We start from the raw sequence: 25,114 nt of genomic DNA on the forward strand, positions 1-25,114 counted from the left end.
CGAATCATCCTCCGGGCCGGGCCGGTTGCGCGGCTTCCAGGAGCCCGGCGAGTTCCACCAGGTCGGTGCCGGTGAGCCGGGGCAGCACGCAGCCGGTGAGGGTGCGGCAGGCCTCCCGCCAGGCGGCGGGGATCGCCGCGCGGCCGCCGAGCGCGCCGGTCAGGGCGCCCGCCAGCGCCGGGGCGGAGTCCGCCACCCGGGACAGGCAGGCCGCCGCGGGCACGGCCTCGGCGATCCGGCCGTCCGAGGCGACGGCCAGCGCCAGGGCCACCGGGACGGTCTCGGCGGCGGCGATGCCGTAGCTGTAGACGTGGTCGACGATCTGGTGCTCCAGCCGCGGGACCAGCGCGAAGGCGCCGCCGTCGGCGTCCCGGGCCAGGCGCAGGGCGTGGCGGGCGTTGCGGCCGATCTCCGTCTCCTCGGGCAGCTCGGCGAGGGCCGCCGCCGCGCAGGCCGCGGCGTCCGCGCCGGCCAGGGCGAGCGCGACGGCCGCCGCCATGGCGCGGGCGCCGCGCACGCCGTCGCCGTCCTGGGTGTAGCGGGCGTCGAACTCGGCCAGGCCGGCGGCGCGGCGGGGGTCGCCGGGGTGGGCGACGGCCAGGACGCAGGCCCGGACGCAGGCGGCGTCGTCGAAGTAGTGCGGGTTGTCGTGGCCGGTGGCGGGCGGGCGCAGGCCGGCGGCGAGGTTGCCCAGGCCGGCCCGGACCGAGATGCGGGCGCGCAGCGGCAGCACGGCCGACTCCACCTCGGGGGCGCGGTCCGCCGCCGCGGCGACCTCGCCGGCGACGGCGTTCCAGGTCAGGTCGATCGCGGCGCGCATCCGGCGCTCCCGGCTCAGGTCGCCCAGAGCGCCGTCGTCCCCGGCCCGCAGCACGGCCTCCGCGGCGAACGCCGCCCACTCGGCGTCGTCGGAGGGGCCGAGGCGCAGGGGCTCCGGGGGCTGGTTCAGGGCGATGGGGACGGGGAGGGTGGTGGTCGCGTTCTGCTCGGCGAAGGTGTCCAGTTCGCGGGTGAGGCGCCGGGTCCACTCGGGCATCCGGGCGGCGCGGTGGCGGGCGGCGGGCCAGCCGGCGGCGTCACCGGCGGCCAGGCCGAGGAGGAGGCCCTCGACGCGGTGGGGGCGGGGGGCGCCGGCCCCCGCCGCGCCCTCGGCCGGGGCGCGCCGTACGCCCGTGCCGTCCGTGTCGCCCCCGTCGCCGGGGGCGGGCGGCACCGGCGGGGGGACCGCGCCGGGGACGGCCGCGGCTTCGCCCGGGCGCGGCGCGGTGACGGGTTCGTCCGGCCGGACCGCGGCCGCGGCTCCGTCCGGTTCCGCCGGGGCCGCGGCGCCGGCCGTCGCGGTGGGCAGCGCCTCGTCCCACGGAGCGGGCGGTCTCACGGCCGGGCCCCCGTCCCCTCGTCCGCCGCCGGGCCGTGCGCGGCCGGCGACGGTGACGGCGCTCCGGCGGGCGGTACGGGGCCGCCGGTCCGGGCGAGGGCCCGCGTCCCGTCCGCTCCGGCGGTCAGCAGCCGCGCCACCTCCAGCACGTGCCGCCCCGCCATGGCCGGCAGGCAGCTGCCGCGGGCCGGGCCGATGGCCGCCGCCCAGTCCGGGGGGATGGCGGCGATCCCCCGGGTCGCGCCGGCCAGGGCGCCGGCCACCGCCGCCGTGGTGTCGGCGTCCCGGCCCATGTTGACGGCCGTGAGGACCGCGTCCGCGAAGTCGCCGTCGGCCGCCGCGTACGCGCCGAAGGCCAGGGCGACGGCCTCGGGCGCCAGGTCGGTCCACGGGTAGCCGCCGATGACGACCGCGGAGCGGACGGCGCGTTCGCCGCGGTGGGCCGCCGTCACCGCCCGGCGCAGGGAGCGGGCCGTCCAGGAGTCGTCCGGCACGACGGCCAGCGCGGCGGCCACCACCGCGACGACCGGTGCGCCCGCCATCGCCGCCGCGACCCCCGCCGCCACCGCCTGGCCGCCGTGGATGCCCTCGCCCTCGTGGCTGACCGAGCCGTCGATCGCCACCAGCCGGGCGGCCTCGGCGGGGCGGCCCGCCGCGAAGACGCCGAAGGGGGCCGCCCGCATGGCCAGGCCGTCGCTCCAGGCGTGGCGGTGCTGGGCGGAGACGGGGGCGGCCAGGCCCCGGCGCAGGTTCTCCAGGGTGCCGCGTTCGCTGAAGCCGGCGCCCCGGAAGGGGCCCTCCGCCCGGTCCGCGATGCACTCGTGCCAGGCCGCCTCCACGTGGGCCGGGGCGAGCGCGGAGCCGTGCCGGGCCAGCAGGAGGCCGGAGAAGATCGCGTACTCGGTGTCGTCCGTGCCCGAGGGGGGCTCGGCCACGAAGCCCGTGATGCGGCCCCATCTGGCCCGGATCTCGGAGGGCCGCATGTTCTCGGCCGGCGCCCCGAGGGCGTCTCCGACGGCCAGCCCGAGCAGCGCGCCGCACGCCCGCTCGCGGAGTCCGACGGCGTCGCCGGGGGCCGGGGGGATGCGGGCGGTCGGTGCCATGCGGGGCCTCTCCTTCCGGGGGCGCCCGAAGGCGCGGAGCCCTTTGCGGAACTGTCCCCGGTGCGGTGTGCCCGACAGCCTCCCCGGCCTCAGCATCACCCGGTCGACATCTGCGCGGTTGCCCCCACGGATGAGCACAGAGAGGCAAAGGTGCAGGTAAGCCCAGCCTTTCCTTGCTGGCGGGAGGAAATGCGGAGGCGTATTTTGGGCGTTGTCGAAAAATAGAATCAGTCCAAGGAAGCTTTCAGGGGAACCGGCATGGCCATCATCGAGACGGAAGCGGCGCTGCACGAGGCGCACCGCGACAACCACACGCACCGGGACGTCAACGGCGGCTGGCTGCGCCCCGCCGTCTTCGGCGCCATGGACGGGCTGGTCTCCAACCTCGCCCTGATGACCGGTGTCGCGGGCGGCCAGGCCGGCCAGCACACCGTCGTGCTGAGCGGCCTGGCCGGCCTCGCCGCCGGCGCCTTCTCCATGGCCGCCGGCGAGTACACCTCGGTCGCCTCGCAGCGCGAACTCGTCGAGGCCGAGCTGGACGTGGAGCGGCGCGAGCTGAGGAAGCACCCCCAGGACGAGGAGGCCGAGCTGGCCGCGCTCTACCAGGCCCGCGGCGTCGAGCCGGAGCTGGCCCGCGAGGTCGCCCGGCAGCTCTCCCGCGACCCCGAGCAGGCGCTGGAGATACACGCCCGCGAGGAACTGGGCGTCGACCCCGGCGACCTGCCCTCGCCCGCCGTGGCCGCGGTGTCGAGCTTCGGCTCCTTCGCGCTGGGCGCCCTGATCCCCGTGCTGCCCTATCTGCTGGGGGCGAGCGCCCTGTGGCCGGCCGTGCTGCTGGCCCTGCTCGGACTCTTCCTGTGCGGCGCGGTGGTGGCCCGGGTGACGGCGCGGACCTGGTGGTACAGCGGGCTGCGGCAGCTCGTCCTGGGCGGCGCGGCGGCCGGTGTGACGTACGCCCTGGGCAGTCTGTTCGGAACCGCCGTAGGATGAGGAGGCTCGAACTTATGCGTTGGGCCGCATAAGTAGCCGTTACTCGCTGGTTTCGGGCGCTCGACCACCGGGCATGAGCCGTAAGCGCTGCGGGCAACGACGCCTGCCGCGCACCCCCGGGGAGGGCGACGACGCTCCCCCCGCCCCCTCGGGCCGACGGACACCGATCTGTCCGCTCGCGCCCCCACCGCTTCCGCCGCCGGGCGAGGTGCCTCCGCCGCCACCCTTGCGGCGTCCGCATGTTGGAACGGGTTATCCCGGTTCCCGAGAACCGCTCCATCATGTAACCTGCACGAAATTTCGTACTTACGCAGAGGGCCAGCGTCGTCCCTCGGCATCTGTTCCCCCGGAGCCCCACACGCCCGGGAGGCAGCACCACCAGCCACATGACGACGACGGGAGAGCCGATGCGTACGCCGCGCCAGCCGTCCCAGCACTCCGCGAACGGCCAGAACTGGTCGTTCATGGATGCTCGCCCTGCTGCGCAGGGTATGTACGACCCCCGCAACGAGCACGACGCCTGCGGCGTCGGCTTCGTCGCCACCCTCACCGGCGAGGCGTCCCACACCCTGGTCGAGCAGGCACTCACCGTGCTGCGCAACCTGGAGCACCGGGGCGCCACCGGTTCCGAGCCCGACTCGGGCGACGGCGCGGGCATCCTGTCGCAGGTGCCGGACGCCTTCTTCCGCGAGGTGGCCGGATTCGAGCTGCCCGAGGCCGGCGCCTACGCGGTCGGCATCGCCTTCCTGCCGGGGGACGCCACCGCCGACGCCGTCGCGCGGATCGACGCCATCGCCGCGGACGAGGGCCTGACCGTCCTCGGCTGGCGCGAGGTGCCGACCGCCCCCGACCTGCTGGGCGCCACCGCCCGGTCGACGATGCCCGTCTTCCGCCAGATCTTCGTGACCGACGGCGCCTCGACGGGCCTCGACCTCGACCGCAAGGCCTTCGTGCTGCGCAAGCGCGCCGAGCGCGAGGCGGGCGTCTACTTCCCGTCGCTGTCGGCCCGCACCATCGTCTACAAGGGCATGCTGACCACCGGCCAGCTGGAGCCCTTCTTCCCGGACCTGTCCGACCGCCGGTTCGCCTCCGCGATCGCGCTCGTGCACTCCCGGTTCTCCACGAACACCTTCCCCTCGTGGCCGCTCGCACACCCCTACCGGTTCGTCGCGCACAACGGCGAGATCAACACCGTCAAGGGCAACCGCAACTGGATGCGCGCCCGCGAGTCCCAGCTCGTCTCCGACCTGTTCGGCGACAAGGACCTCGAGCGGATCTTCCCGGTGTGCACCCCGGACGCCTCCGACTCGGCCTCCTTCGACGAGGTGCTGGAGCTGCTGCACCTGGGCGGGCGTTCGCTGCCGCACTCCGTGCTGATGATGATCCCGGAGGCGTGGGAGAACCACACCTCCATGGACCCGGCCCGGCGCGCCTTCTACCAGTACCACTCCACGATGATGGAGCCCTGGGACGGTCCCGCCTGCGTCTGCTTCACCGACGGCACCCAGGTCGGCGCCGTTCTCGACCGCAACGGCCTGCGCCCCGGCCGCTACTGGGTCACCGACGACGGCCTCGTCGTCCTCGGCTCCGAGGTCGGCGTCCTCGACATCGACCCCGCCAAGGTCGTCCGCAAGGGCCGCCTGCAGCCGGGCCGCATGTTCCTCGTCGACACCGCCGAGCACCGCATCATCGAGGACGACGAGATCAAGGCGCAGCTCGCCGCCGAGCACCCCTACCAGGAGTGGCTGGAGGCCGGCGAGATCGAGCTGGGCGACCTGCCCGAGCGCGAGCACATCGTGCACACCCACGCCTCGGTCACCCGCCGCCAGCAGACCTTCGGCTACACCGAGGAGGAGCTGCGCGTCATCCTCGCGCCGATGGCCAAGACCGGCGCCGAGCCGATCGGCTCGATGGGCACCGACTCGCCGATCGCCGCGCTCAGCGAGCGCCCGCGGCTGCTGTTCGACTACTTCACCCAGCTGTTCGCGCAGGTCACCAACCCGCCGCTGGACGCCATCCGCGAGGAGCTGGTCACCTCCCTGCGCTCCTCCCTCGGCCCGCAGGGCAACCTCCTGGAGCCGACCGCGGCCTCCTGCCGCAGCGTCGTCCTGCCCTTCCCGGTGATCGACAACGACGAGCTGGCCAAGCTCATCCACATCAACGCCGACGGCGACATGCCCGGCTTCAAGGCCGCCACCCTGTCCGGCCTGTACCGGGTGCACGGCGGCGGCGAGGCGCTCTCCGCCCGCATCGAGGAGATCTGCGCCGAGGCCGACGCCGCCATCGCCAACGGCGCCCGCCTGATCGTCCTGTCCGACCGCCACTCGGACGCCGAGCACGCGCCGATCCCGTCGCTGCTGCTCACCGCGGCCGTCCACCACCACCTCATCCGCACCAAGCAGCGCACCCAGGTGGGCCTGCTGGTGGAGGCCGGCGACGTCCGCGAGGTCCACCACGTCGCCCTGCTCATCGGCTACGGCGCCGCCGCCGTCAACCCGTACCTGGCGATGGAGTCCGTCGAGGACCTGGTCCGCGCGGGCACCTTCCTGCCCGGCGTCGAGCCCGAGAAGGCCATCCGCAACCTGATCCACGCGCTCGGCAAGGGCGTGCTGAAGGTCATGTCCAAGATGGGCATCTCCACCGTCGCCTCCTACCGCGGCGCCCAGGTCTTCGAGGCCGTCGGCCTGGACGAGGCCTTCGTCGAGAAGTACTTCAACGGCACCGCCACCAAGATCGGCGGCGTCGGCATCGACGTCATCGCCGAGGAGGTCGCCGCCCGCCACGCCAAGGCCTACCCGGCCTCCGGCATCGCCCCGGCGCACCGCGCGCTGGAGATCGGCGGCGAGTACCAGTGGCGCCGCGAGGGCGAGCCGCACCTGTTCGACCCGGAGACGGTCTTCCGCCTCCAGCACTCCACGCGCACCGGCCGCTACGACATCTTCAAGAAGTACACCGAGCGCGTGAACGAGCAGTCCGAGCGCCTGATGACGCTGCGCGGCCTGTTCGGCTTCAAGTCCGACCGCAAGCCCATCCCGGTCGAGGAGGTCGAGCCGGCCAGCGAGATCGTCAAGCGGTTCTCCACCGGCGCCATGTCGTACGGCTCCATCTCCAAGGAGGCGCACGAGACCCTCGCCATCGCCATGAACCAGCTGGGCGGCAAGTCCAACACCGGTGAGGGCGGCGAGGACCCCGAGCGCCTGTACGACCCGGCGCGCCGCTCCTCCATCAAGCAGGTCGCCTCCGGCCGCTTCGGCGTCACGTCCGAGTACCTGGTCAACTCCGACGACATCCAGATCAAGATGGCCCAGGGCGCCAAGCCCGGCGAGGGCGGCCAGCTGCCCGGCCACAAGGTGTACCCGTGGGTGGCCAGGACCCGGCACTCGACGCCCGGCGTCGGCCTCATCTCGCCGCCGCCGCACCACGACATCTACTCCATCGAGGACCTGGCCCAGCTGATCCACGACCTGAAGAACGCCAACCCCCAGGCGCGGATCCACGTCAAGCTGGTCTCGGAGGTCGGCGTCGGCACGGTCGCCGCGGGCGTGTCCAAGGCGCACGCGGACGTGGTGCTCATCTCCGGCCACGACGGCGGCACCGGCGCCTCCCCGTTGACCTCGCTCAAGCACGCGGGCGGCCCCTGGGAGCTGGGCCTGGCCGAGACCCAGCAGACGCTGCTGCTCAACGGCCTGCGCGACCGGATCGTGGTGCAGACCGACGGCCAGCTCAAGACCGGCCGGGACGTGGTCATCGCCGCGCTGCTCGGCGCCGAGGAGTTCGGCTTCGCCACCGCCCCGCTGGTCGTCTCCGGCTGCGTCATGATGCGCGTGTGCCACCTGGACACCTGTCCGGTCGGCATCGCCACGCAGAACCCGGTGCTGCGCGAGCGGTTCTCCGGCAAGGCCGAGTTCGTCGTGAACTTCTTCCGGTTCATCGCCGAGGAGGTCCGCGAGCTGCTGGCCGAGCTGGGCTTCCGCTCCATCGAGGAGGCCGTCGGCCACGCCGAGGTCCTCGACGTCACCCGCGCCGTGAACCACTGGAAGGCGCAGGGCCTGGACCTGGAGCCGCTGTTCCACGTGCCCGAGCTGCCCGAGGGCGCGGCGCGCCACCGGGTCGTCGCCCAGGACCACGGCCTGGAGAAGGCGCTCGACAACGAGCTGATCCGGCTCGCCGCCGACGCCCTGGCCGCGAACTCCGCCACCGACGCCCAGCCGGTGCGCGCCCGGGTCGCGATCCGCAACATCAACCGCACGGTCGGCACCATGCTCGGCCACGAGGTGACGAAGAAGTTCGGCGGCGCGGGCCTGCCCGACGACACCATCGACATCACCTTCACCGGCTCCGCCGGCCAGTCCTTCGGCGCCTTCGTCCCGCGCGGTGTCACGCTGCGCCTGGAGGGCGACGCCAACGACTACGTCGGCAAGGGCCTCTCCGGCGGCCGGATCATCGTCCGCCCGGACCGGGCCGCCGACCACCTCGCCGAGTACAGCGTCATCGCGGGCAACACCCTCGCCTACGGCGCCACCAGCGGCGAGATGTTCCTGCGCGGCAGGGTCGGCGAGCGCTTCTGCGTCCGCAACTCCGGCGCGCTGGTCGTCTCCGAGGGCGTGGGCGACCACGGCTGCGAGTACATGACCGGCGGCCACGCGGTGGTCCTCGGCGAGACGGGCCGCAACTTCGCGGCCGGCATGTCCGGCGGCGTCGCGTACGTCATCGACCTGGACCGCGACAACGTCAACGCCGGCAACCTGGACGCGATCGAGGCGCTCGACGACACCGACCGGCAGTGGCTGCACGACGTCGTCCGCCGGCACCACGAGGAGACCGGCTCGACCGTCGCCGGGAAGCTGCTCGCCGAGTGGGACAGCGCCGTGGAGCGCTTCAGCAAGATCATCCCCAGTACGTACAAGGCAGTGCTCGCCGCCAAGGACGCCGCCGAGCGAGCCGGTCTCTCCGAGTCCGAGACCCACGAGAAGATGATGGAGGCGGCGATCAATGGCTGATCCGAAGGGCTTTTTGAACCACGGCCGCGAGGTCGCCAGGACCCGCCCCGTCGAGGAGCGCGTCAAGGACTGGAACGAGGTCTACGTCCCCGGCTCGCTGCTGCCGATCATCAGCAAGCAGGCCAGCCGGTGCATGGACTGCGGCATCCCGTTCTGCCACAACGGCTGTCCGCTGGGGAACCTGATCCCCGAGTGGAACGACTTCGCCTACCGCGAGGACTGGGCCGCCGCCTCCGAGCGCCTGCACGCGACGAACAACTTCCCGGAGTTCACCGGGCGGCTGTGCCCGGCGCCGTGCGAGTCGGCGTGCGTGCTCGGCATCAACCAGCCGCCGGTCACCATCAAGAACGTCGAGGTCTCCATCATCGACAAGGCGTGGGAGACCGGGGACGTCGCCCCGCGCATCCCCGAGCGCCTGTCCGGCAAGACCGTCGCCGTCGTCGGCTCGGGCCCGGCGGGCCTGGCCGCCGCCCAGCAGCTGACCCGGGCGGGCCACACGGTCGCGGTGTACGAGCGAGCGGACCGCATCGGCGGCCTGCTGCGCTACGGCATCCCCGAGTTCAAGATGGAGAAGCGGCACATCAACCGCCGCATCGAGCAGATGCGCGCGGAGGGCACCCGCTTCCGCACCGGCGTCGAGATCGGCCGCGACCTGAAGGCGACCGACCTGAAGAAGCGGTACGACGCGGTCGTGCTCGCCGTCGGCGCCACCACCCCGCGCGACCTGCCGGTCCCCGGCCGCGAGCTCAAGGGCATCCACCAGGCGATGGAGTACCTGCCGCTGGCCAACAAGGTCCAGGAGGGCGACTACGTCACCTCCCCGATCTCGGCCGAGGGCAAGCACGTCGTGGTGATCGGCGGCGGCGACACCGGCGCGGACTGCGTGGGCACCGCCCACCGCCAGGGCGCGGCCTCCGTGACGCAGCTGGAGATCATGCCCCGCCCGGGCGAGGAGCGGAACCCGGTCTCCCAGCCGTGGCCGACCTTCCCGATGCTGTACAAGGTCACCAGCGCCCACGAGGAGGGCGGCGAGCGGATCTACTCCGTCTCCACGACCCACTTCGAGGGCGACGAGGACGGCAACGTGCAGTGGCTGCACATGACCGAGGTCGAGTTCGTCGAGGGCAAGCTGACCCCCAAGCCGGGCACCGAGCGAAAGATCCCGGCCCAGCTGGTCACCCTCGCCATGGGCTTCACCGGCACCGACCGGGAGAACGGCCTGGTGGAGCAGTTCGGCCTGGAGCTCGACGCGCGCGGCAACATCGCCCGCGACGCCGACTTCCAGACCAACGTGCCGGGCGTCTTCGTCGCCGGCGACGCCGGCCGCGGCCAGTCGCTCATCGTGTGGGCGATCGCGGAGGGCCGCTCGGCGGCCCGCGGCGTGGACCGCTACCTCACGGGCGCCAGCGACCTCCCGGCGCCGATCCGCCCGACGGACCGCGCGCTGACGGTCTGAGCGACCGCACCGGACGTCCCGTACAACGGCGTACGGAACACCGACGGCGCCCGCCCCCTTGTCCCCGACCGGACGACCGGGCAGGCGCCGTCACCTTTTCCCGCCCCGCTACGGCACCCGGTACGCCTCCCCGTACACCGCCCACTCCAGCGGAGTCCGCAGCTCCAGGTTCCCCTGGTCCAGCCAGCGCCGCTGGGCGGTGTCGACGCGGGTGGTGTCGGTGTTCGGCCCCCTGGCCTTCATGGCCGCGCGGCGCACGTCGAGGAAGGCGTCGAGGTAGGCCTTCTCGTCGCCGCCCCGCGCGGGGGTGCCGGCCCGCTTCATCGCGCGTTCGCGCAGGCCGTAGAAGCCGTCGGGGTCGGTGTCGGGGCCGTGGAAGACCAGGGCGTCGTAGTAGACGAACTGGCCGAGCGTGCCCAGGCCGTCGAGCTTGGCGAGACGGACCGCCGGCTCGAAGTAGACCCGGTCGCGTTCCTCCTCCTGGGCCTCGCGGAAGGCGGGCACCTCGGCCTCGGCCCGCCAGGCCGCGGGGAAGCCGGGGTCCAGGCCCTCGTGGGAGTCCGTGCCGTCGACCGCGCGCAGGGCGGGCAGATAGCGGGCCAGGCCGTTGCCGGGGTGCTCCTCGGTGTAGCGCTCCACCAGGGCGAGCAGGTCGTGGGTGCCGGTGCAGAAGCCGACGATGCCCGCCGTGTAGCCCTGCCCGTCGCCCAGGTCCTCGATGTAGCCGTAGGTGCTGCGCCAGTCGAGGGTGGAGGTCTCGGCGCTCGACACGATCCGCTGGGCCAGCTCCTTCTTCGCGGGGTCGGCCAGGCCCGGCGGCAGGCCGGCGATCACCTTGTCGTCCTCGGCGCGCTCCTGCTCCGCCCGGTCCTTGGCCTCCTCCCGGGACAGCTGCGCGGAGGAGGCGGGAGGCTTCGCCGGCGCTTCGGGGGAGTCCGCGGGGGACAGGACGTAGACCCCCGCCGCGGCGACGACGGGGACGGCCGCGAAGAGCAGCAGACCGACGCGTTTCACTGGGCGACACCTCCGGTCGGTTCGGACACCTTCGCCACCGGCGGCGGCCCCACGCGGACCACCGCCCGCGCCGGCCCCCGCCGGCCCCGGCAGCCGCGGCCGGCGGGGACGTGCCGCTCGCGGCGGGGACGGCGCACGGGGCGCTCCGCCGCGGGACGGCGGCGGCAGGTCGTGACGGCGGACTCGGGATCCACGGCCGGCTCCTCGGGAAGGGGGACGGTGACAGGTGCTGAGCCGGTGGGGACGGCGGCGAACAAAATAACGAACACCTGTGGGGGGAGGGAGAGGCGGGGCGGCCGTGACGCACCCCGGCATCCGCGCGCGGTGTCCGGCGCCGGGCCGCGGGACCGTCCGCCGGACGAGTTCCGAAGCGGCCGCCGGCCGCGCGGGCCCGGAGGATCGTGCGGCCCGGCCGCGCGGGGCGCGTCAGCGGCCCAGCGCGAACCCCATCACCACCCCCGCCGACACCTCCACCATCCCCGGCGCCAGATCGCCCGCCGAGCCGCCGCCCCCGCCGCCGTGCCCGCGGCGCTGCCCGAACTCGTACGACTCGGCGTCCACGTCCTGGATGTGCACCACCGGGCCGAGCCGCACGCCCGCCGCCTCCGCGTACACCTCGGCCTTGCGGCGGGCGGCGGCCACGGCCCGGCGCCGGGCCTCGTCCCGCAGCCCCGGCTTGTCCCGCACGTCGAACTCGACGTGGTCGATGTGGTGCGCGCCCGCCTCGACGGCGTCCACGATCAGCTGCTGGAGATAGTCCAGCGCCTCGGCCTCCACGGCGTACGAGGCCCGGCAGCGGTAACCGGCGAACGTGCGCTCACCGCCGTAACCGTCGTACTCCGAACTCAGCTTCAGCCGGGAACCCGACACCGCCGCGTCCGGTATGCCGTGCCGGCGCAGCGCCTCGCGCAGCCGGGCCACCGCCGCGCCCGCCTCCCGGAAGGCCTCGTCCGGCGACGGCTTGAGCACGTCCACCGCCAGCCGCACCCGCACCAGCTGGGGCTCGACCCGCACACTGCCCGCCCCGAACACACTGAGCCCCCAGGGCTCCCTGATCGTTTCCGTCATGCGCGCATTGAAGCACCCCCGGCACCCCCATGCCGCGGTCTCACGTGTCGCACTCCAGCACCGTGCGGCACAGCGCGCACCGCGCCCGCACCCGCCCCCGCACCGGCACCCTGATCCGCTGGTGGCAGGTCGGGCAGGGGAAGCAGACCCGCAGCGGGCCGTGGCCGTCGGGGGTGAAGGAGTAGGGCGCGTCCGCCCGCGGACTCGCGGCGGGGTGCTCCTGGGCGCGGCGGCGGTCCCGGGCGTAGCGGCGGCGGCCCGCCCAGCCGGCCGCCGTCAGCGGGGGCTGCCGCTCGTCGTGCCGGGCCCGCGCCATGCCCTCGACGTACGCCGTGTACGCCTGCGGGCTGGTGAACCACACCGACGGGTCCTCCCCGAACAGCAGCGCCCGCTTCGCCAGCACGTAGCCGAACTCCTCCGGGGTGAGGTAGCCCAGCTTCTGCGAGGACACCCCGTCCTGCCGGTAGGCGTCCAGCAGCAGCCACCCCGCGCCCAGGAAGACCGCCGCCGTGTCGGTGAGGATCTCGTTCTCCCGGACGCCGGGGAAGGACAGGCCGAGGCGGTGCAGGTACACGTGCATCACCTCGTGCGCGAGGGCCGCGCCGATGTCCCGCCGATGGGTGCGGAACCGGTCGTTCAGCTCGACGAAGTACTCCGGCCCCGCGGCGAGTTCGACGTTCGCCGCGTGCCGCATCGCGCGGAAGCCGACGATCAGCCGGGCGTCCGGGAGCCGGTAGTGGCGCACCAGTTCGCGGGCCACCCGCTGCGCGCCCAGGTACAGGTCGTCGGTGTCGCAGAACGCCACGTCGGCGGGGGCCACGCTGGTGGAGAACGTCCGGACGGTGTCGCACGACAGCCGCCGGTACAGCGCGGTGACCGCGGCCCGCACCGTCTCCAGGTGCGGATAGCCGTGCTCGACCGGTCCGTCGTCCGCCACGCCTGAACCCCCAGGACGCCTGTGCCCGGTTCCCACTCTACGGGGATCCGGGAGGATTCTCCCGGCCCGGTTCCGGCCCGGTTCCGGCCGGTACCCGGGCCCCGGCCGGGCCGTCCGGCGGCGGGCGGGGAGCCGCCGCCCCGTAGGCTGAGCGCCCATGACCACCAGTGACACCGGTACCCATGACGTCGACCCCGCCGTCCGCGCGGAGCTCACCCGGCTGCGGGACAGCATCGACAACATCGACGCGGCCGTCGTCCACATGCTCGCCGAACGCTTCAAGTGCACCCAGCAGGTCGGCCACCTCAAGGCCAGGCACCAGCTCCCGCCCGCCGACCCGGCCCGCGAGGCCCGCCAGATCGCCCGGCTGCGCGCGCTCGCCGAGGACGCCAAGCTGGACCCGGCGTTCGCCGAGAAGTTCCTGAACTTCATCGTCGCCGAGGTGATCCGCCACCACGAACGCATCGCGGAGGAGTCCGGCAACGGCACCGCGGCGTCGACGCCGGCCTGACCGCCGGTCCGGGAACCCGGCCGATCCGCCCGATCCCCCCGCCTGGCGGGCCGCCCGCCCCGTACGACGCCCGGCAGGCCCCCGCCCCGCGAGCGCCCGCCCCGCCCGCCCCGGTAGGCCACCCGCCCCGCCGGCGGCCGCCCGGCCCGCGCGTGCCGCCGCAACGCGGCACCGGGGGCGCCGCGCCGGCGCAGGACCGGACATAGACCGCGTACCGATCCGCCCCTGTGCGCTGCCGACCCCATCAGGCAGCATGTGCTGCATGTCCGTACTGACGCGCGACGAAGCGCAGAACCGTGCCCAGCTCCTCGACGTCCACCACTACACGATCGACCTCGATCTGACCCGTGGGGACGAGACCTTCGACTCCCGCACCGCCATCCGGTTCGCCGTCCGCGACGGCCAGGACGCCACGGACACCTTCGTCGAGCTCAAGCCCGCCGAACTGCGCTCCGCCACCCTCGACGGACAGCCCCTCGACCCGGGGACCCTGGACGGGAACCGGCTGCCGCTGAAGAACCTCACCCCGGGCGAGCACGAACTGCGGGTCGACGCCGCCATGCGCTACTCCCGCACCGGCGAGGGCATGCACCGCTTCACCGACCCCACCGACGGCGAGACCTACGTCTACACCCAGCTGTTCCTGGACGACGTCCAACGCGTCTACGCCGCCTTCGACCAGCCCGACCTCAAGGCCGTCTTCGACCTCACCGTCAAGGCCCCCGAAGGCTGGACCGTCCTCGCCAACAGCGTCACCGAGCACACCGGCGGCGTGTGGAAGGCGGCCCCCACCCCGCCGATCTCCACCTACCTCGTCGCCGTCGCCGCCGGCCCCTGGCACTCGGTGCGCACCGAACACCGCGGCCTGCCCTTCGGCATCCACTGCCGCCGCTCGCTGGCCCCCTTCCTGGAGGCGGACGCCGACGAGATCCTCGACGTCACCCGCGCCTGCTTCGACCGCTACCACGAGAAGTTCGCCGAGCCCTACCCCTTCGACTCCTACGACCAGGCGTTCGTCCCCGAGTTCAACGCCGGCGCCATGGAGAACCCCGGCCTGGTCACCTTCCGCGACGAGTTCGTCTACCGCTCCGCCGTCACCGACACCGAACGGCAGACCCGCGCCATGGTCATCGCCCACGAGATGGCCCACATGTGGTTCGGCGACCTCGTCACCCTCAAGTGGTGGGACGACATCTGGCTCAACGAGTCCTTCGCCGAGTACATGGGCTACCAGACCACCGCCGAGGCCACCCGCTTCACCGACACCTGGACCGACTTCGGCATCACCCGCAAGTCCTGGGGCTACGACGCCGACCAGCGCCCCTCCACCCACCCCGTCGCCCCCGAGGCCGTCCCCGACACCGCCTCCGCACTGCTCAACTTCGACGGCATCTCCTACGCCAAGGGCGCCTCCGCCCTGCGCCAGCTCGTCGCCTGGCTCGGCGAGAAGGACTTCCTCGCCGGCATCAACACCCACTTCGCCCGGCACCGCTTCGGCAACGCCACCCTCGCCGACTTCATCGACTCCCTCGCCGCCGCCACCGACCGCGACGTCCACGCCTGGGCCGACGCCTGGCTGCGCACCACCGGCGTCGACACCCTCGTCCCCGAACTCCGCGCCCAGGACGGGAACTGGCACCTCGCCGTCCGGCACCGGGGCAGCCCCGCGACCCCGCCCGGACCGGCCGGGAACCACGACGCCCGCACCCGCCCGCACCGCATCGCCGTCGGCCTGTACGACCACGACCTCCACGACGCGCGCCGCCTGACCCCGCGCGACCGCCTGGAGACGGACGTCCCCGCCGACGGCGACACCACCCTCGGCGCCGCCGGCCCCCGCCCCGCACTCGTCGTCCTCAACGACGGCGACCTCACCTACGCCAAGATCCGCTTCGACGACACCTCCTTCAGGACCGTCCGCGCCGCCCTCTCCGGCCTGCCCGACCCGCTCACCCGCGCCGTCGTCTGGAACGCCCTGCGCGACGCCGTCCGCGACGGCGAACTGCCGCCCGCCGCCTACCTGGAGACCGCCCGCGCCCACCTGCCGCACGAGACCGACCTCGCCGTCGTCCAGGGCGTCCTCGCCTTCGCCGCCACCCGGATCGCCGACCGCTACGCCCGCCCCGACCAGCGGCCCGCCGTCCTGGCCACCCTCACCGACCTGTGCCGCGACCTCATCCGCCGCACCGAGGACGGCGACCACCCCGGACTGCGCCTGATCGCCGTACGCCACTTCATCGACGCCGCCGCCCACCCCCACGCCATCGCCGCCTGGCTCGCCGAGGGCACCGTGCCCGGCGGCCCCGAACTCGACCCCGAACTGCGCTGGCGCATCCTCACCCGCCTCGCCGTCCTCGGCGCCGTCGACGAGGCCGCCATCGCCGCCGAGCTGGAGAACGACCCGAGCGCCACCGGACAGGAGGGCGCCGCCCGCTGCCGGGCCGCCCTGCCCGACGCCGACGCCAAGGCGGCCGCCTGGCAGGCGATGTTCACCCGCGACGACCTGTCCAACTACCTCTTCACCGCCACCGCCCAGGGCTTCTGGCAGCCCGAACAGGCCGACCTGGTACGGCCGTACGTGCCGCGCTTCTACCAGGACGCGGTCGCCCTCGCCGCCCGCCGCGGCCCCGCCATCGCCGAGGCCGCCGGCCAGTACGCCTTCCCCGCCCACGCCGTCGACCCCGACACCCTGCGCCTGGGCGAGGAATGCCTGCGCGACGCCGACCCCACCCCCGCCCTGCGCCGCAAGCTCGTCGACCAGCTCGACGACCTGGCACGGGCGCTGCGGCTGCGGAAGGCGTGACACCGGTGCCGTGACGCGGGCCGGCCCACCGGGCACCGGCCCGCGCCACCGCACCCCTCCCGGCACCCGGGCAAGGCGACATACCCCCTTTCGGGTCGATCGGCGGGCTTTTCGGGCGGGACCGAACATCCCGGTACAAGCTGGAGCCCTCCCCGGCGGATCCCCCGCCCCACGCCCCGGAGGTCCCCATGCCGAGCACGGCGCCCCTCGCCTCAGGCACCCACGGCCCCGACGCCCTGCGGCCACTGCTCCACACCGTCCTCGACGCGCTGCGCACCGGCGCCCGCACCCGCGGCGGCCCCCTGCCCGCGGGCGGCCCGGACGCGGTCGCCGCACGCCTGCGGACCACCGTGGGCGACGTCCTGCCCGACCAGGGCGACCCCGACGCCCTGCGCGTCCTCGTCCACGCACTCGCCGAAGGCGCCGCCGACCCCGCGCACCCCCTGTGCACGGGCCACCTCCACTGCCCGCCCCTCGCCGCGGCCACCGCCGCCGACCTCGCCGCCTCCGCCCTCAACCCCTCCCTCGACTCCTGGGACCAGGCCCCCGCGGCCTCCGCGCTGGAAGAACTGGTGACCCGGGCGATCGCCCGCGAGGTCTACCCGAGCACGGCCACCGGCCCGGGCCACGACACCCCCGACGCCCTCGTCACCACCGGCGGCACCGAGTCCAACCTGCTCGCCCTGCTGCTCGCCCGCCACACCCAGGGCCCGGACGTCCGCCTCGTCACCGGCGGCAACGCCCACCACTCACTGACCCGCGCCGCCTGGCTGCTCGGCCTGCCCGAACCCGTCACCGTCCCCGCCCCCACCGGCACCCTCGACCCCACCGCCCTCGACGAGACCCTGCGCGCCCTGCCCGGCCCCCTGCTCGTCGCCGCCACCGCCGGCACCACCGACGCCGGACTCGTCGACCCACTGCCCGAGATCGCCGCCCGCTGCGCCGCCCACGGCGCCCGCCTGCACATCGACGCCTCCTACGGCGGAGCACTCCTCTTCAGCGACCGCCACCGCCACCGGCTCACCGGCCTCGACACCGCCGACACCGTCACCCTCGACCTGCACAAACTCGGCTGGCAACCGGCCGCCGCCGGCCTGATCGCCGTCCGCCGCCCCACCGACCTCACCGCACTGCGCCACCACACCGACTACCTCAACGCCCACGACGACACCGACGCCGGCCTCCCCGACCTCCTCGGCCGCTCCCTGCGCACCACCCGACGCCCCGACACCCTCAAAATCGCCGTCACCCTCAAAACCCTCGGCCGCCGCGGCATCGGCGCACTCGTCGACCGGGTCTGCGCCCACGCCACCGAGTTCGCCGCGCTCGTCCACGCCCACCCCGCCTTCCAGCTCCACGCCCCGCCCACCCTCAGCACCGTCCTGTTCCGGCCCGCCCACGCCACCGACGCCACCGTCGCCGCCGTACGCCGACGGCTCCTCACCCACGGCCACGCCGTCCTCGGCCGCGCCCGGCTCGACGGACGCCTCTGGCTCAAAGCCACCTTCCTCAACCCCACCGCACACCCCGACGACCTCACCGCCCTCCTGAACCTCGTGGAAGGACACACCCCCCGATGACCCCCACCAACCCCCCGCACCCCGAGCCCGGCGCACCCCGCGACCTGGTCGGCATCGGCATCGGCCCGTTCAACCTCTCCCTGGCCGCCCTCGCCCACCCCCTCCCCGAACTCGACGCCGCCTTCTACGACCAGCGTCCCGCCTTCACCTGGCACCCCGGCCTGCTCGTCGACGGCTCCCGCCTCCAAGTCCCCTTCCTCGCCGACCTGGTGACCCTCGCCGACCCCGCCAGCCCCTGGACCTTCCTCAACTACCTCAAGACCCGCGAACGCCTCTTCCCCTTCTACTTCGCCGAACGCTTCCACATCCACCGCGCCGAATACGACGCCTACTGCCGCTGGGTCGCCGAGAACCTCCCCGGACTCCACTTCGGCCACCGGGTCGACGCCGTCCGCTGGAACCCCGAACACGACCTGTTCGAAATCGACCACACCCGGCTCGACCCCGACGGACGGACCACCGCCCACGGCTGCACCCGCACCCGGAACGTCGTCCTCGGCATCGGCACCGAACCCCACCTGCCCGGCCCCCTCGAACCCCTCGCCGGCACACCCGGCCTCCTCGTCCTCCACGCGGCCGACTACCTCGACCACCGCGCCGCCCTCCTCACCGCCGGACACGTCACCGTCGTCGGCACCGGACAGTCCGGCGCCGAGATCTTCCTCGACCTGCTCCGCAACCGCCCCGCCGGACACGAGGGGATCCACTGGATCGGACGCACGCCGGCCTTCGCCCCCATGGAGTACTCCAAGCTCGGCCTGGAACACTTCACCCCCGACTACACCCGCTACTTCCACGCCCTCCCCGAACCCGTCCGCGACCACCTCGTCACCGCCCAGTGGCAACTCCACCGGGGCATCGACACCCACACCATCGCCGCCATCCACGACGAGCTCTACCGCCGCAGCCTGCACGGCGGCTGGCCCGACGCCGTCCTCGTCCCCGGCGTCCACGTCCGCACCGCTGGCCGCGTCGCCGCCACCAGGATCGAACTCCACCTCGAACACACCCAGCAGAACACCCGCACCCGCCTCACCACCGACGCCGTCGTCCTCGCCACCGGCTACCGCGAACGCCCCCTCGACCAGCTCCTCGCCGGACTCGAGCCCTACCTGCGCCGCGACGACCACGGACGCCCCCGCATCGACGAGCGGCACCGGCTCGCCCTCGACCCCCGCGTCACCGGCGCCGTCTACGTCCAGAACGCCGAGACCCACACCCACGGCGTCGGCGCCCCCGACCTCGGCCTCGCCGCCTGGCGCAGCGCCACCATCCTCAACACCCTCACCGGCAAAGAGCCCTACCCGCTCCCCGCCCGCACCGCCTTCACCACCTTCGGCCTCCACCAGCCCCGCACCCCGCCCACCGCCCGCTTCACCCCGCTCACCGACGGACGATGACCCCCGCCGGCCGCCGACACGCCGGCGGCGCCGGCGCGAGAACCACGCCGACGCCGCCGATCCGCCACCACGGCCCCGGACCCCGCCGCCACCCGCCCGCCGCACGACGCCGCGCACACCCGCCCGCCGCGCCGGGCCCCGCCCCGAGCACCCTCGCACGGGGCTCAGCACCCGGCACGCCGGAAGCACACACCCGACACCGCGCGACCCGCCCCGCGGGCGGACGACGGCAAGACGACGACAGGCCTAGAACACCGGCGTGCCGTTCCGCGTCAGCCTCCAGCCCACCGACGCGAAGTCCTTCGGATCCAGCACACCCCTCGCCGTCACCCACTCCGCGATCCGCGTACGGATCTCCGTCGACTCCGACCACAGCTCCTTCGCGGACGCCACGTGCGGGAACGCGCCCCCGCCGTTGGCCCGGTAGTTGTTCACCGCCAGCACGAACTGCTGCGCATCGTCCAGCGCCGCACCGCCGTACGTCAGGTTCCTGATCCGCGAACCGGCCGGCTGGGCGATGTCGATCTCGTACGACAGCCCCGACACATAGTCGTAGTTGTAGTCCGGACGGCCGTTCGCGTTGGTCAGCCTGTCCACGTCGACCACCGCGTCCGCCGCCGTCCGCACGAAGTACTCCGCCGAGTACTCCAGGTACGCCCGCACCTGAGCACCCGTCATCAACTTCGCCACCAGCGTGTTGTCGTACACGTACAGACTCGACAGATCCCGGATCGTCACGTCGCCGGCCGGGATCTCCGACGTACGGGAGAACGGCGACGCCTGCGCGATCACCGGCAGCGAGGCGTGCTCCGTGCCCGCCAGCGCCGCCCTGACCACGTCCTCCTGCACCTTCGTGATCAGATCGATGATCGGGGCGTCCTTGTACCGCGCCTCCACCGTCGTCAGCGTCTCCGTCGCCCTGCCGACGACCTGGTTGACGTACGCCACCACCTTCGCGTGCTCGTCCGACAGCAGCCTGGCGATCCTCGGATCGTCGGCGACCGCGTTCGAGTTCCGCAGCGACGCCCTCACCGACTCCACCTGCCACCGGCCCCCGGCGAAGACCAGCTCGAAGTCGAACAGGGCGAGCCGCTCGGCGTAGCACAGCGGCTCCGACAGCACGACCGTCTTCCCCGTCCGCTCGTTCGTCACGAGCAGCTCCTCGATCTCCGCGTGCGCGTGCCCGACCAGGATCGCGTCGATCCCCGGCACCCGCCGCGCCACCTCGGCCGCCGCGTTCTCCACGTACGGCACCTGGTCACCGTAGGACGAGGTGCCGGAGGAACCGCTGTGCGCCGACACCACCACCACGTCCGCCCCCATGGACCGCAGCTTCGGCACCCACTTCGCGGCCTGCTCCTCCAGCCCCGGGAACGTCAGCTTCCCCTGCACGTACGCCTTGTCCCAGATCGCGATGCCCGGGTTGGTCAGCCCCAGCACGGCCACCTTCACCGGCGGGGCGCCCGGCACGGGGAACTTCTTGACGAAGTAGGGCGGGAACGCCGGCTTCAGCGTCTTCGCGTCCAGCGCGTTCGCACCCAGCAGCGGGAAACGGCACTGCTGCTCGAACTTCCGCAGCGTCTCGATGCCGTAGTTGAACTCGTGATTGCCGAGCGCCACCGCGTCATAGCCGATCGCGTTCATCGCCTGCGCCATCGGATGCACCGGACCGCCCTCGGCGGTGATCGGGTCCACCTTCGCGTAGTAGTACGTCAGCGGCGTGCCCTGGATCGTGTCACCCGCGTCCAGCAGCAGCGTGTTGCGCCGGCCCTTCTCCTCGCGGACCTGGTCCACCAGCGTCGAGATCCGGGCCAGGCCCTGCGCGTTGCCCTGGGCGTCGGAGTACTCCGCGTCCTTGAAGTAGTCCCAGTTGAACACGTGCCCGTGCAGGTCGGTCGTGCCCATCACGGTCAGGGAGTACCGCTTCACCGGCTTCTTCGCCGCCGGGGCCGCCGCCCGGGCGGCCGGCGCCGCCACCGCGCCCGTGACGGCCACCCCCGCCCCGGTCACGGCCGACCTCTGCAGAAACTTCCGGCGGTTCAACGGCATGGCTGGCTCTCCTCGGCGGATGGTCGAACAGGCGAACGATCTGACAACGCGCGTAGATTCTGACCCGGCCGCCGCCGGCCGCAACAGACCAGCCAGGTTTCGATCCGGTGACTCCATCGGCGGGCTCCCGCACCCGTAACCCCGCAAGGCGTGACACAGCGGGACACACGGCCACCCCACCGCCCGGCGAGCCGCACCCCGCCGCCTCCCCGCGGCACCCCCGGCGCCCCTCGCGTTTCCGCCCGCGGCGAGGCCCCCGCGACGTCGCCCCCGGACCCGCCCGCATCCGCAGCACCGTCGCGACCGCGACCGGCGCACCGCCCCGACGACCTCACCCGCCGCGGCGCCGCTCGGCCCCGAACCGCGGCGGCAAGGCGGGTACGCCCGGACCGACACACCCTCCGCCCTCGTCCCGCCCCGGCTGCGACCGACAGGAATTCGCATATCTGGCCGAGAACCACACGCCCTTTCCGGAAAAGCGGCACACAACTGCCCGAGAGCACAACCGGCGACACCCGGAATGCTCATCGGAGCACCTCGGCGCGCAATTCGCCACTTGTCAATAACCCTTCACGAAAAGTGTGTTGAGTAGTCATGCGCGGCCAATTCTCTACCCGCCGGTAAGTCATAGGCTCACCCCCATGCGCCGAGCAAAGATCGTCTGTACCCTGGGGCCCGCCACCGACTCGTACGACCAGATCAAAGCACTGGTCGAAGCCGGAATGGACGTCGCCCGCTTCAACCTCAGCCACGGCAGCCACGCCGAACACGAGGAGCGCTACCAGCGCGTCCGCAAGGCCGCCGACGAAACCGGCCGCAGCGTCGGAATCCTCGCCGACCTCCAGGGCCCGAAGATCCGACTCGGCCGCTTCACCGAAGGACCCGTCCTCCTCGAACGCGACGACACCTTCACCATCACCGTCGAAGAAGGCGTCCAGGGCGACCGCCACACCTGCGGCACCACCTACCCCGGCCTCGCCGACGACGTCACCGAAGGCGAACGCATCCTCGTCGACGACGGCAAAGTCTGCCTCCAGGTCACCGCCGTCGACGGCCCCCGCGTCCGCACCACCGTCATCGAGGGCGGCGTCGTCTCCGACCACAAGGGCCTCAACCTCCCCGGCGTCGCCGTCTCCGTCCCCGCCCTGTCCAAGAAGGACGAGGACGACCTCCGCTGGGCCCTGCGCACCGGCTTCGACGTCATCGCCCTCTCCTTCGTCCGCACCGGGCGCGACGTCCTCGACGTCCACCGCATCATGGACGAAGAAGGACGCCGCCTCCCCGTCATCGCCAAAGTCGAAAAACCCCAGGCCGTCGAGAACCTCGACGACATCGTCGCCGCCTTCGACGGCATCATGGTCGCCCGCGGCGACCTCGGCGTCGAAATGCCCCTCGAACAGGTCCCCGTCGTCCAGAAACGCGCCATCAAGCTCGCCAAGCGCAATGCCAAACCGGTCATCGTCGCCACCCAGATGCTCGACTCGATGATCGACAACTCCCGCCCGACGCGCGCGGAAGCCTCGGACGTGGCCAACGCGGTGATCGACGGCACGGACGCGGTGATGCTGTCCGGCGAGACGAGCGTCGGCAAGTACCCCGTCGAGACGGTCCGCACGATGGCCCGCATCGTCGAGGCGGCCGAGGAGGACATCCTCGCCAAGGGCCTCCCGCCCCTGACCGAACGCAACAAACCCCGCACCCAGGGCGGCGCGGTCGCCCGCGCGGCCGCCGAGATGGGCGACTTCCTCGGCGCCCGCTTCCTGGTCGCCTTCACCCAGTCCGGCGACACGGCACGCCGCCTCTCGCGCTATCGCTCCCCGATCCCGCTCCTCGCCTTCACCCCGGAGCCGGCGACACGCTCCCAACTCAGCCTCACCTGGGGCGTGGAGACCTTCCTGGGACCGCACGTCGACTCCACGGACGCGATGGTCGAACAGGTCGACGAGCTGCTGCTGAAGTACGGACGCTGCCGGAAGGGCGACGTGGTCGTCATCACGGCCGGCTCCCCGCCCGGCGTCTCCGGCACGACCAACATGGTCCGCGTCCACCGCATCGGCGAGGACGAGGCCGCCGGCTAGCGGGACCGGGCCCCTCCGCACGAGGGGCCCCTTCCGCACGGTCAGTGCTTGGGCCCCACATGGAGATCCATGAGGGCCACGGAGGCCCTGCGGGCGACGGAGATGTTGAACGGATCGCCGTCACGGGCGCAGGCGGTCCACTCCACACCGAGCCCGTCGAGCGTGCCGGTGTAGAGAGCCCGGATGTCGTCCGACTTGTTGGTGAAGAAGTACCGCGGGTACTCGTACCGCTTGCGCTCACCGGCGACCACACGGGTCGTCCAGTTGGTGATCCGGCACCCGTCGGAGTGGATCAGCCCGCGGACGAATTCCCAGGGGCGGGCGTCGACGACGGCCTGCTGCCAGGGCTCGAGGACGATACGGCGCTCGTGCTTCCTGCCGGGGCCGTGCTGGGGAAAGAGACGGGGCCAGTGCCGGGAGTAGCTGGTGACCACCACGCAGCCCTGCTTCCGCACGCTGTAGACGCCGATACCGGGGCATACTCCCGCGATGGCTTCGCGGCACTGCTGCAGAAGGCCCGGCCACGCGGCCGCGCACGCGATGCGCAGGTAGTAGCCGCCGTGGGGGTGTGCGCTGATGCAGCCGTCGCCGAGATACAGGCCGAGCAGATAGGCGTAGGCGGCCTCATCGGCGGGCGGGCCGGGATCGGTGGGTGCGATGCGCGGCGACGGTTCGAGGCGGATCTGCCAGGAGCGGATCGCGTGGCGGGATATCCCCGTCTCCTTGCTGACGGAATTCAGACTGCGCCCTTGGGCGAGCAGCGCAAGGGCTCGCTTACGTGTGCCCACGTCATACATGCGGCCACTCTGCGCTATTGATCGTAAGCGGGCACAGCGAAAAGCGGATGTTCACGAGAACGTGGAAATCCGCTCGGTAAAGGCGACCTTGAATCCGAAGGAAAAGTACCCCGGGTCGGATTCGAACCGACGCTGTATGGTGTTTGAGACCATTGCCTCTACCGCTGGGCTACCGGGGCGCCCTTCAAAACGAAGGTCGGGAGTCACCCGCCGTGCTCCCACCTTACCGCAGCTGGGTACGCTCTTGGGAGCAGTACCGGTCTGCCCCGTACCAAGGAGCCCACGTGAGCGCCCCCGAGTCGCCCCAGCCCGTTGACGTGCCCGATGACGACAAGTCGCACGTGCCTCCGCTGACGACCCGTGTCGTCATCGCCGAGGACGAGGCCCTGATCCGGCTCGATCTCAAGGAGATGCTGGAGGAGGAGGGGTACACCGTCGTCGGCGAGGCCGGGGACGGTGAGCAGGCGGTCGAGCTGGCGCGTGAGCACCGGCCCGACCTGGTGATCCTCGATGTGAAGATGCCCAAGCTGGACGGTATCTCCGCGGCCGAGAGGATCGCCGAGGAGCGGATCGCGCCGGTGCTGATGCTGACCGCTTTCTCGCAGCGCGACCTCGTGGAGCGGGCCCGGGACGCCGGGGCCATGGCGTACCTGGTGAAGCCGTTCAGCAAGAGCGACGTGGTGCCGGCGATCGAGATGGCCGTGTCGCGGTTCACGGAGCTGAAGGAGCTGGAGAAGGAGGTCGCCGATCTCTCGCAGCGGCTGGAGACGCGGAAGCTGGTCGATCGGGCGAAGTCGATCCTGCAGACGGAGTACGGGCTGACGGAGCCCGCCGCGTTCCGGTGGATCCAGAAGACCTCGATGGATCGGCGGATGTCGATGCAGCAGGTCGCGCAGGCGGTCATCGACGACGCTCAGGAGAAGAAGGCGTCCAAGGGCTGACGTCTTCGT

General features: G+C 73.0%; 16 protein-coding genes and 1 tRNA gene. 9 read left to right on the forward strand and 8 right to left on the reverse strand.

The annotated features are described in order from the left end of the window. Positions 1 to 4: 4 nt before the first annotated feature. Both ACIBAI_RS09530 and ACIBAI_RS09535 read right to left on the reverse strand, forming a co-directional pair. A complete protein-coding gene (locus ACIBAI_RS09530) occupies positions 5 to 1,378 on the reverse strand; it encodes an ADP-ribosylglycohydrolase family protein (RefSeq protein ID WP_399032511.1) in 1,374 nt (457 codons plus the stop codon). Then, positions 1,375 to 2,481: an ADP-ribosylglycohydrolase family protein gene (locus tag ACIBAI_RS09535; RefSeq protein ID WP_399032513.1), complete on the reverse strand. Its 1,107-nt coding sequence runs from the start codon at positions 2,479 to 2,481 to the stop codon at positions 1,375 to 1,377. Before ACIBAI_RS09535 ends, ACIBAI_RS09530 begins: the two co-directional genes overlap by 4 nt. A 258-nt stretch (positions 2,482 to 2,739) precedes the next feature. Between ACIBAI_RS09535 and ACIBAI_RS09540 the strand changes: the two genes are divergently transcribed. The 3 genes from ACIBAI_RS09540 to ACIBAI_RS09550 all read left to right on the forward strand — a co-directional run bounded on the left by ACIBAI_RS09540 (position 2,740) and on the right by ACIBAI_RS09550 (position 9,927). Further along, entirely contained in the window at positions 2,740 to 3,471 is a 732-nt protein-coding gene (locus ACIBAI_RS09540; RefSeq protein WP_344601039.1) for a VIT1/CCC1 transporter family protein, read from the forward strand. Positions 3,472 to 3,878: 407 nt separating this feature from the next. After that, positions 3,879 to 8,471: a glutamate synthase large subunit gene (gene gltB / locus ACIBAI_RS09545; RefSeq protein WP_399032892.1), complete on the forward strand. Its 4,593-nt coding sequence runs from the start codon at positions 3,879 to 3,881 to the stop codon at positions 8,469 to 8,471. After that, positions 8,464 to 9,927, forward strand: coding sequence for a glutamate synthase subunit beta (locus tag ACIBAI_RS09550; RefSeq protein WP_399032516.1), 1,464 nt, complete (start codon positions 8,464 to 8,466; stop codon positions 9,925 to 9,927). The genes gltB and ACIBAI_RS09550 overlap by 8 nt, the downstream gene beginning before the upstream one ends. A gap of 108 nt (positions 9,928 to 10,035) precedes the next feature. Here the strand turns inward: ACIBAI_RS09550 and ACIBAI_RS09555 are convergent, their stop codons facing one another. The 3 genes from ACIBAI_RS09555 to ACIBAI_RS09565 form a co-directional block, all read right to left on the reverse strand. Beyond that, on the reverse strand, positions 10,036 to 10,941 hold the full coding sequence (locus ACIBAI_RS09555) for a chitosanase (RefSeq protein ID WP_399032518.1): 906 nt from the start codon (positions 10,939 to 10,941) through the stop codon (positions 10,036 to 10,038). A 426-nt stretch (positions 10,942 to 11,367) separates the two neighbouring features. After that, on the reverse strand, positions 11,368 to 12,009 hold the full coding sequence (locus tag ACIBAI_RS09560) for an SIMPL domain-containing protein (RefSeq protein WP_399032520.1): 642 nt from the start codon (positions 12,007 to 12,009) through the stop codon (positions 11,368 to 11,370). A gap of 40 nt (positions 12,010 to 12,049) precedes the next feature. Next, entirely contained in the window at positions 12,050 to 12,946 is an 897-nt protein-coding gene (locus ACIBAI_RS09565; protein WP_399032522.1) for a hypothetical protein, read from the reverse strand. 157 nt (positions 12,947 to 13,103) lie between these two features. Between ACIBAI_RS09565 and ACIBAI_RS09570 the strand changes: the two genes are divergently transcribed. The 4 genes from ACIBAI_RS09570 to ACIBAI_RS09585 all read left to right on the forward strand — a co-directional run bounded on the left by ACIBAI_RS09570 (position 13,104) and on the right by ACIBAI_RS09585 (position 19,240). After that, complete coding sequence (locus ACIBAI_RS09570; protein WP_399032524.1) at positions 13,104 to 13,457, forward strand: chorismate mutase; 354 nt, start codon at positions 13,104 to 13,106, stop codon at positions 13,455 to 13,457. 253 nt (positions 13,458 to 13,710) lie between these two features. Beyond that, a complete protein-coding gene (gene pepN / locus ACIBAI_RS09575) occupies positions 13,711 to 16,260 on the forward strand; it encodes an aminopeptidase N (RefSeq protein ID WP_399032526.1) in 2,550 nt (849 codons plus the stop codon). A gap of 188 nt (positions 16,261 to 16,448) precedes the next feature. Further along, on the forward strand, positions 16,449 to 17,840 hold the full coding sequence (locus ACIBAI_RS09580) for a pyridoxal phosphate-dependent decarboxylase family protein (protein ID WP_399032528.1): 1,392 nt from the start codon (positions 16,449 to 16,451) through the stop codon (positions 17,838 to 17,840). Next, positions 17,837 to 19,240, forward strand: a complete 1,404-nt coding sequence (locus tag ACIBAI_RS09585; protein WP_399032530.1) for a lysine N(6)-hydroxylase/L-ornithine N(5)-oxygenase family protein — start codon at positions 17,837 to 17,839, stop codon at positions 19,238 to 19,240. Before ACIBAI_RS09580 ends, ACIBAI_RS09585 begins: the two co-directional genes overlap by 4 nt. 246 nt (positions 19,241 to 19,486) lie before the next feature. On the opposite strand, the gene ACIBAI_RS09590 is transcribed toward ACIBAI_RS09585, so the two are convergent. Further along, positions 19,487 to 21,289, reverse strand: a complete 1,803-nt coding sequence (locus ACIBAI_RS09590) for a bifunctional metallophosphatase/5'-nucleotidase (protein ID WP_399032532.1) — start codon at positions 21,287 to 21,289, stop codon at positions 19,487 to 19,489. Positions 21,290 to 21,930: 641 nt separating this feature from the next. On the opposite strand from ACIBAI_RS09590, the gene pyk reads away from it, so the two are divergent. Next, entirely contained in the window at positions 21,931 to 23,367 is a 1,437-nt protein-coding gene (gene pyk, locus ACIBAI_RS09595) for a pyruvate kinase (RefSeq protein ID WP_399032534.1), read from the forward strand. 41 nt (positions 23,368 to 23,408) lie between these two features. On the opposite strand, the gene ACIBAI_RS09600 is transcribed toward pyk, so the two are convergent. Next, the gene (locus ACIBAI_RS09600) at positions 23,409 to 24,164 is read right to left on the reverse strand and encodes a transcriptional regulator (protein WP_399032536.1); all 756 of its coding nucleotides are present in this window, start codon (positions 24,162 to 24,164) and stop codon (positions 23,409 to 23,411) included. Positions 24,165 to 24,270: 106 nt separating this feature from the next. Continuing rightward, a tRNA-Leu gene (locus ACIBAI_RS09605) sits at positions 24,271 to 24,343 on the reverse strand. Between the two features lie 105 nt (positions 24,344 to 24,448). Between ACIBAI_RS09605 and ACIBAI_RS09610 the strand changes: the two genes are divergently transcribed. Next, the gene (locus ACIBAI_RS09610) at positions 24,449 to 25,105 is read left to right on the forward strand and encodes a response regulator (RefSeq protein WP_344601017.1); all 657 of its coding nucleotides are present in this window, start codon (positions 24,449 to 24,451) and stop codon (positions 25,103 to 25,105) included. Positions 25,106 to 25,114: the final 9 nt, after the last annotated feature.

This window comes from Streptomyces sp. NPDC051041, from assembly GCF_044456065.1.
Classification (GTDB): Bacteria; Actinomycetota; Actinomycetes; order Streptomycetales; family Streptomycetaceae; genus Streptomyces; species Streptomyces glaucus.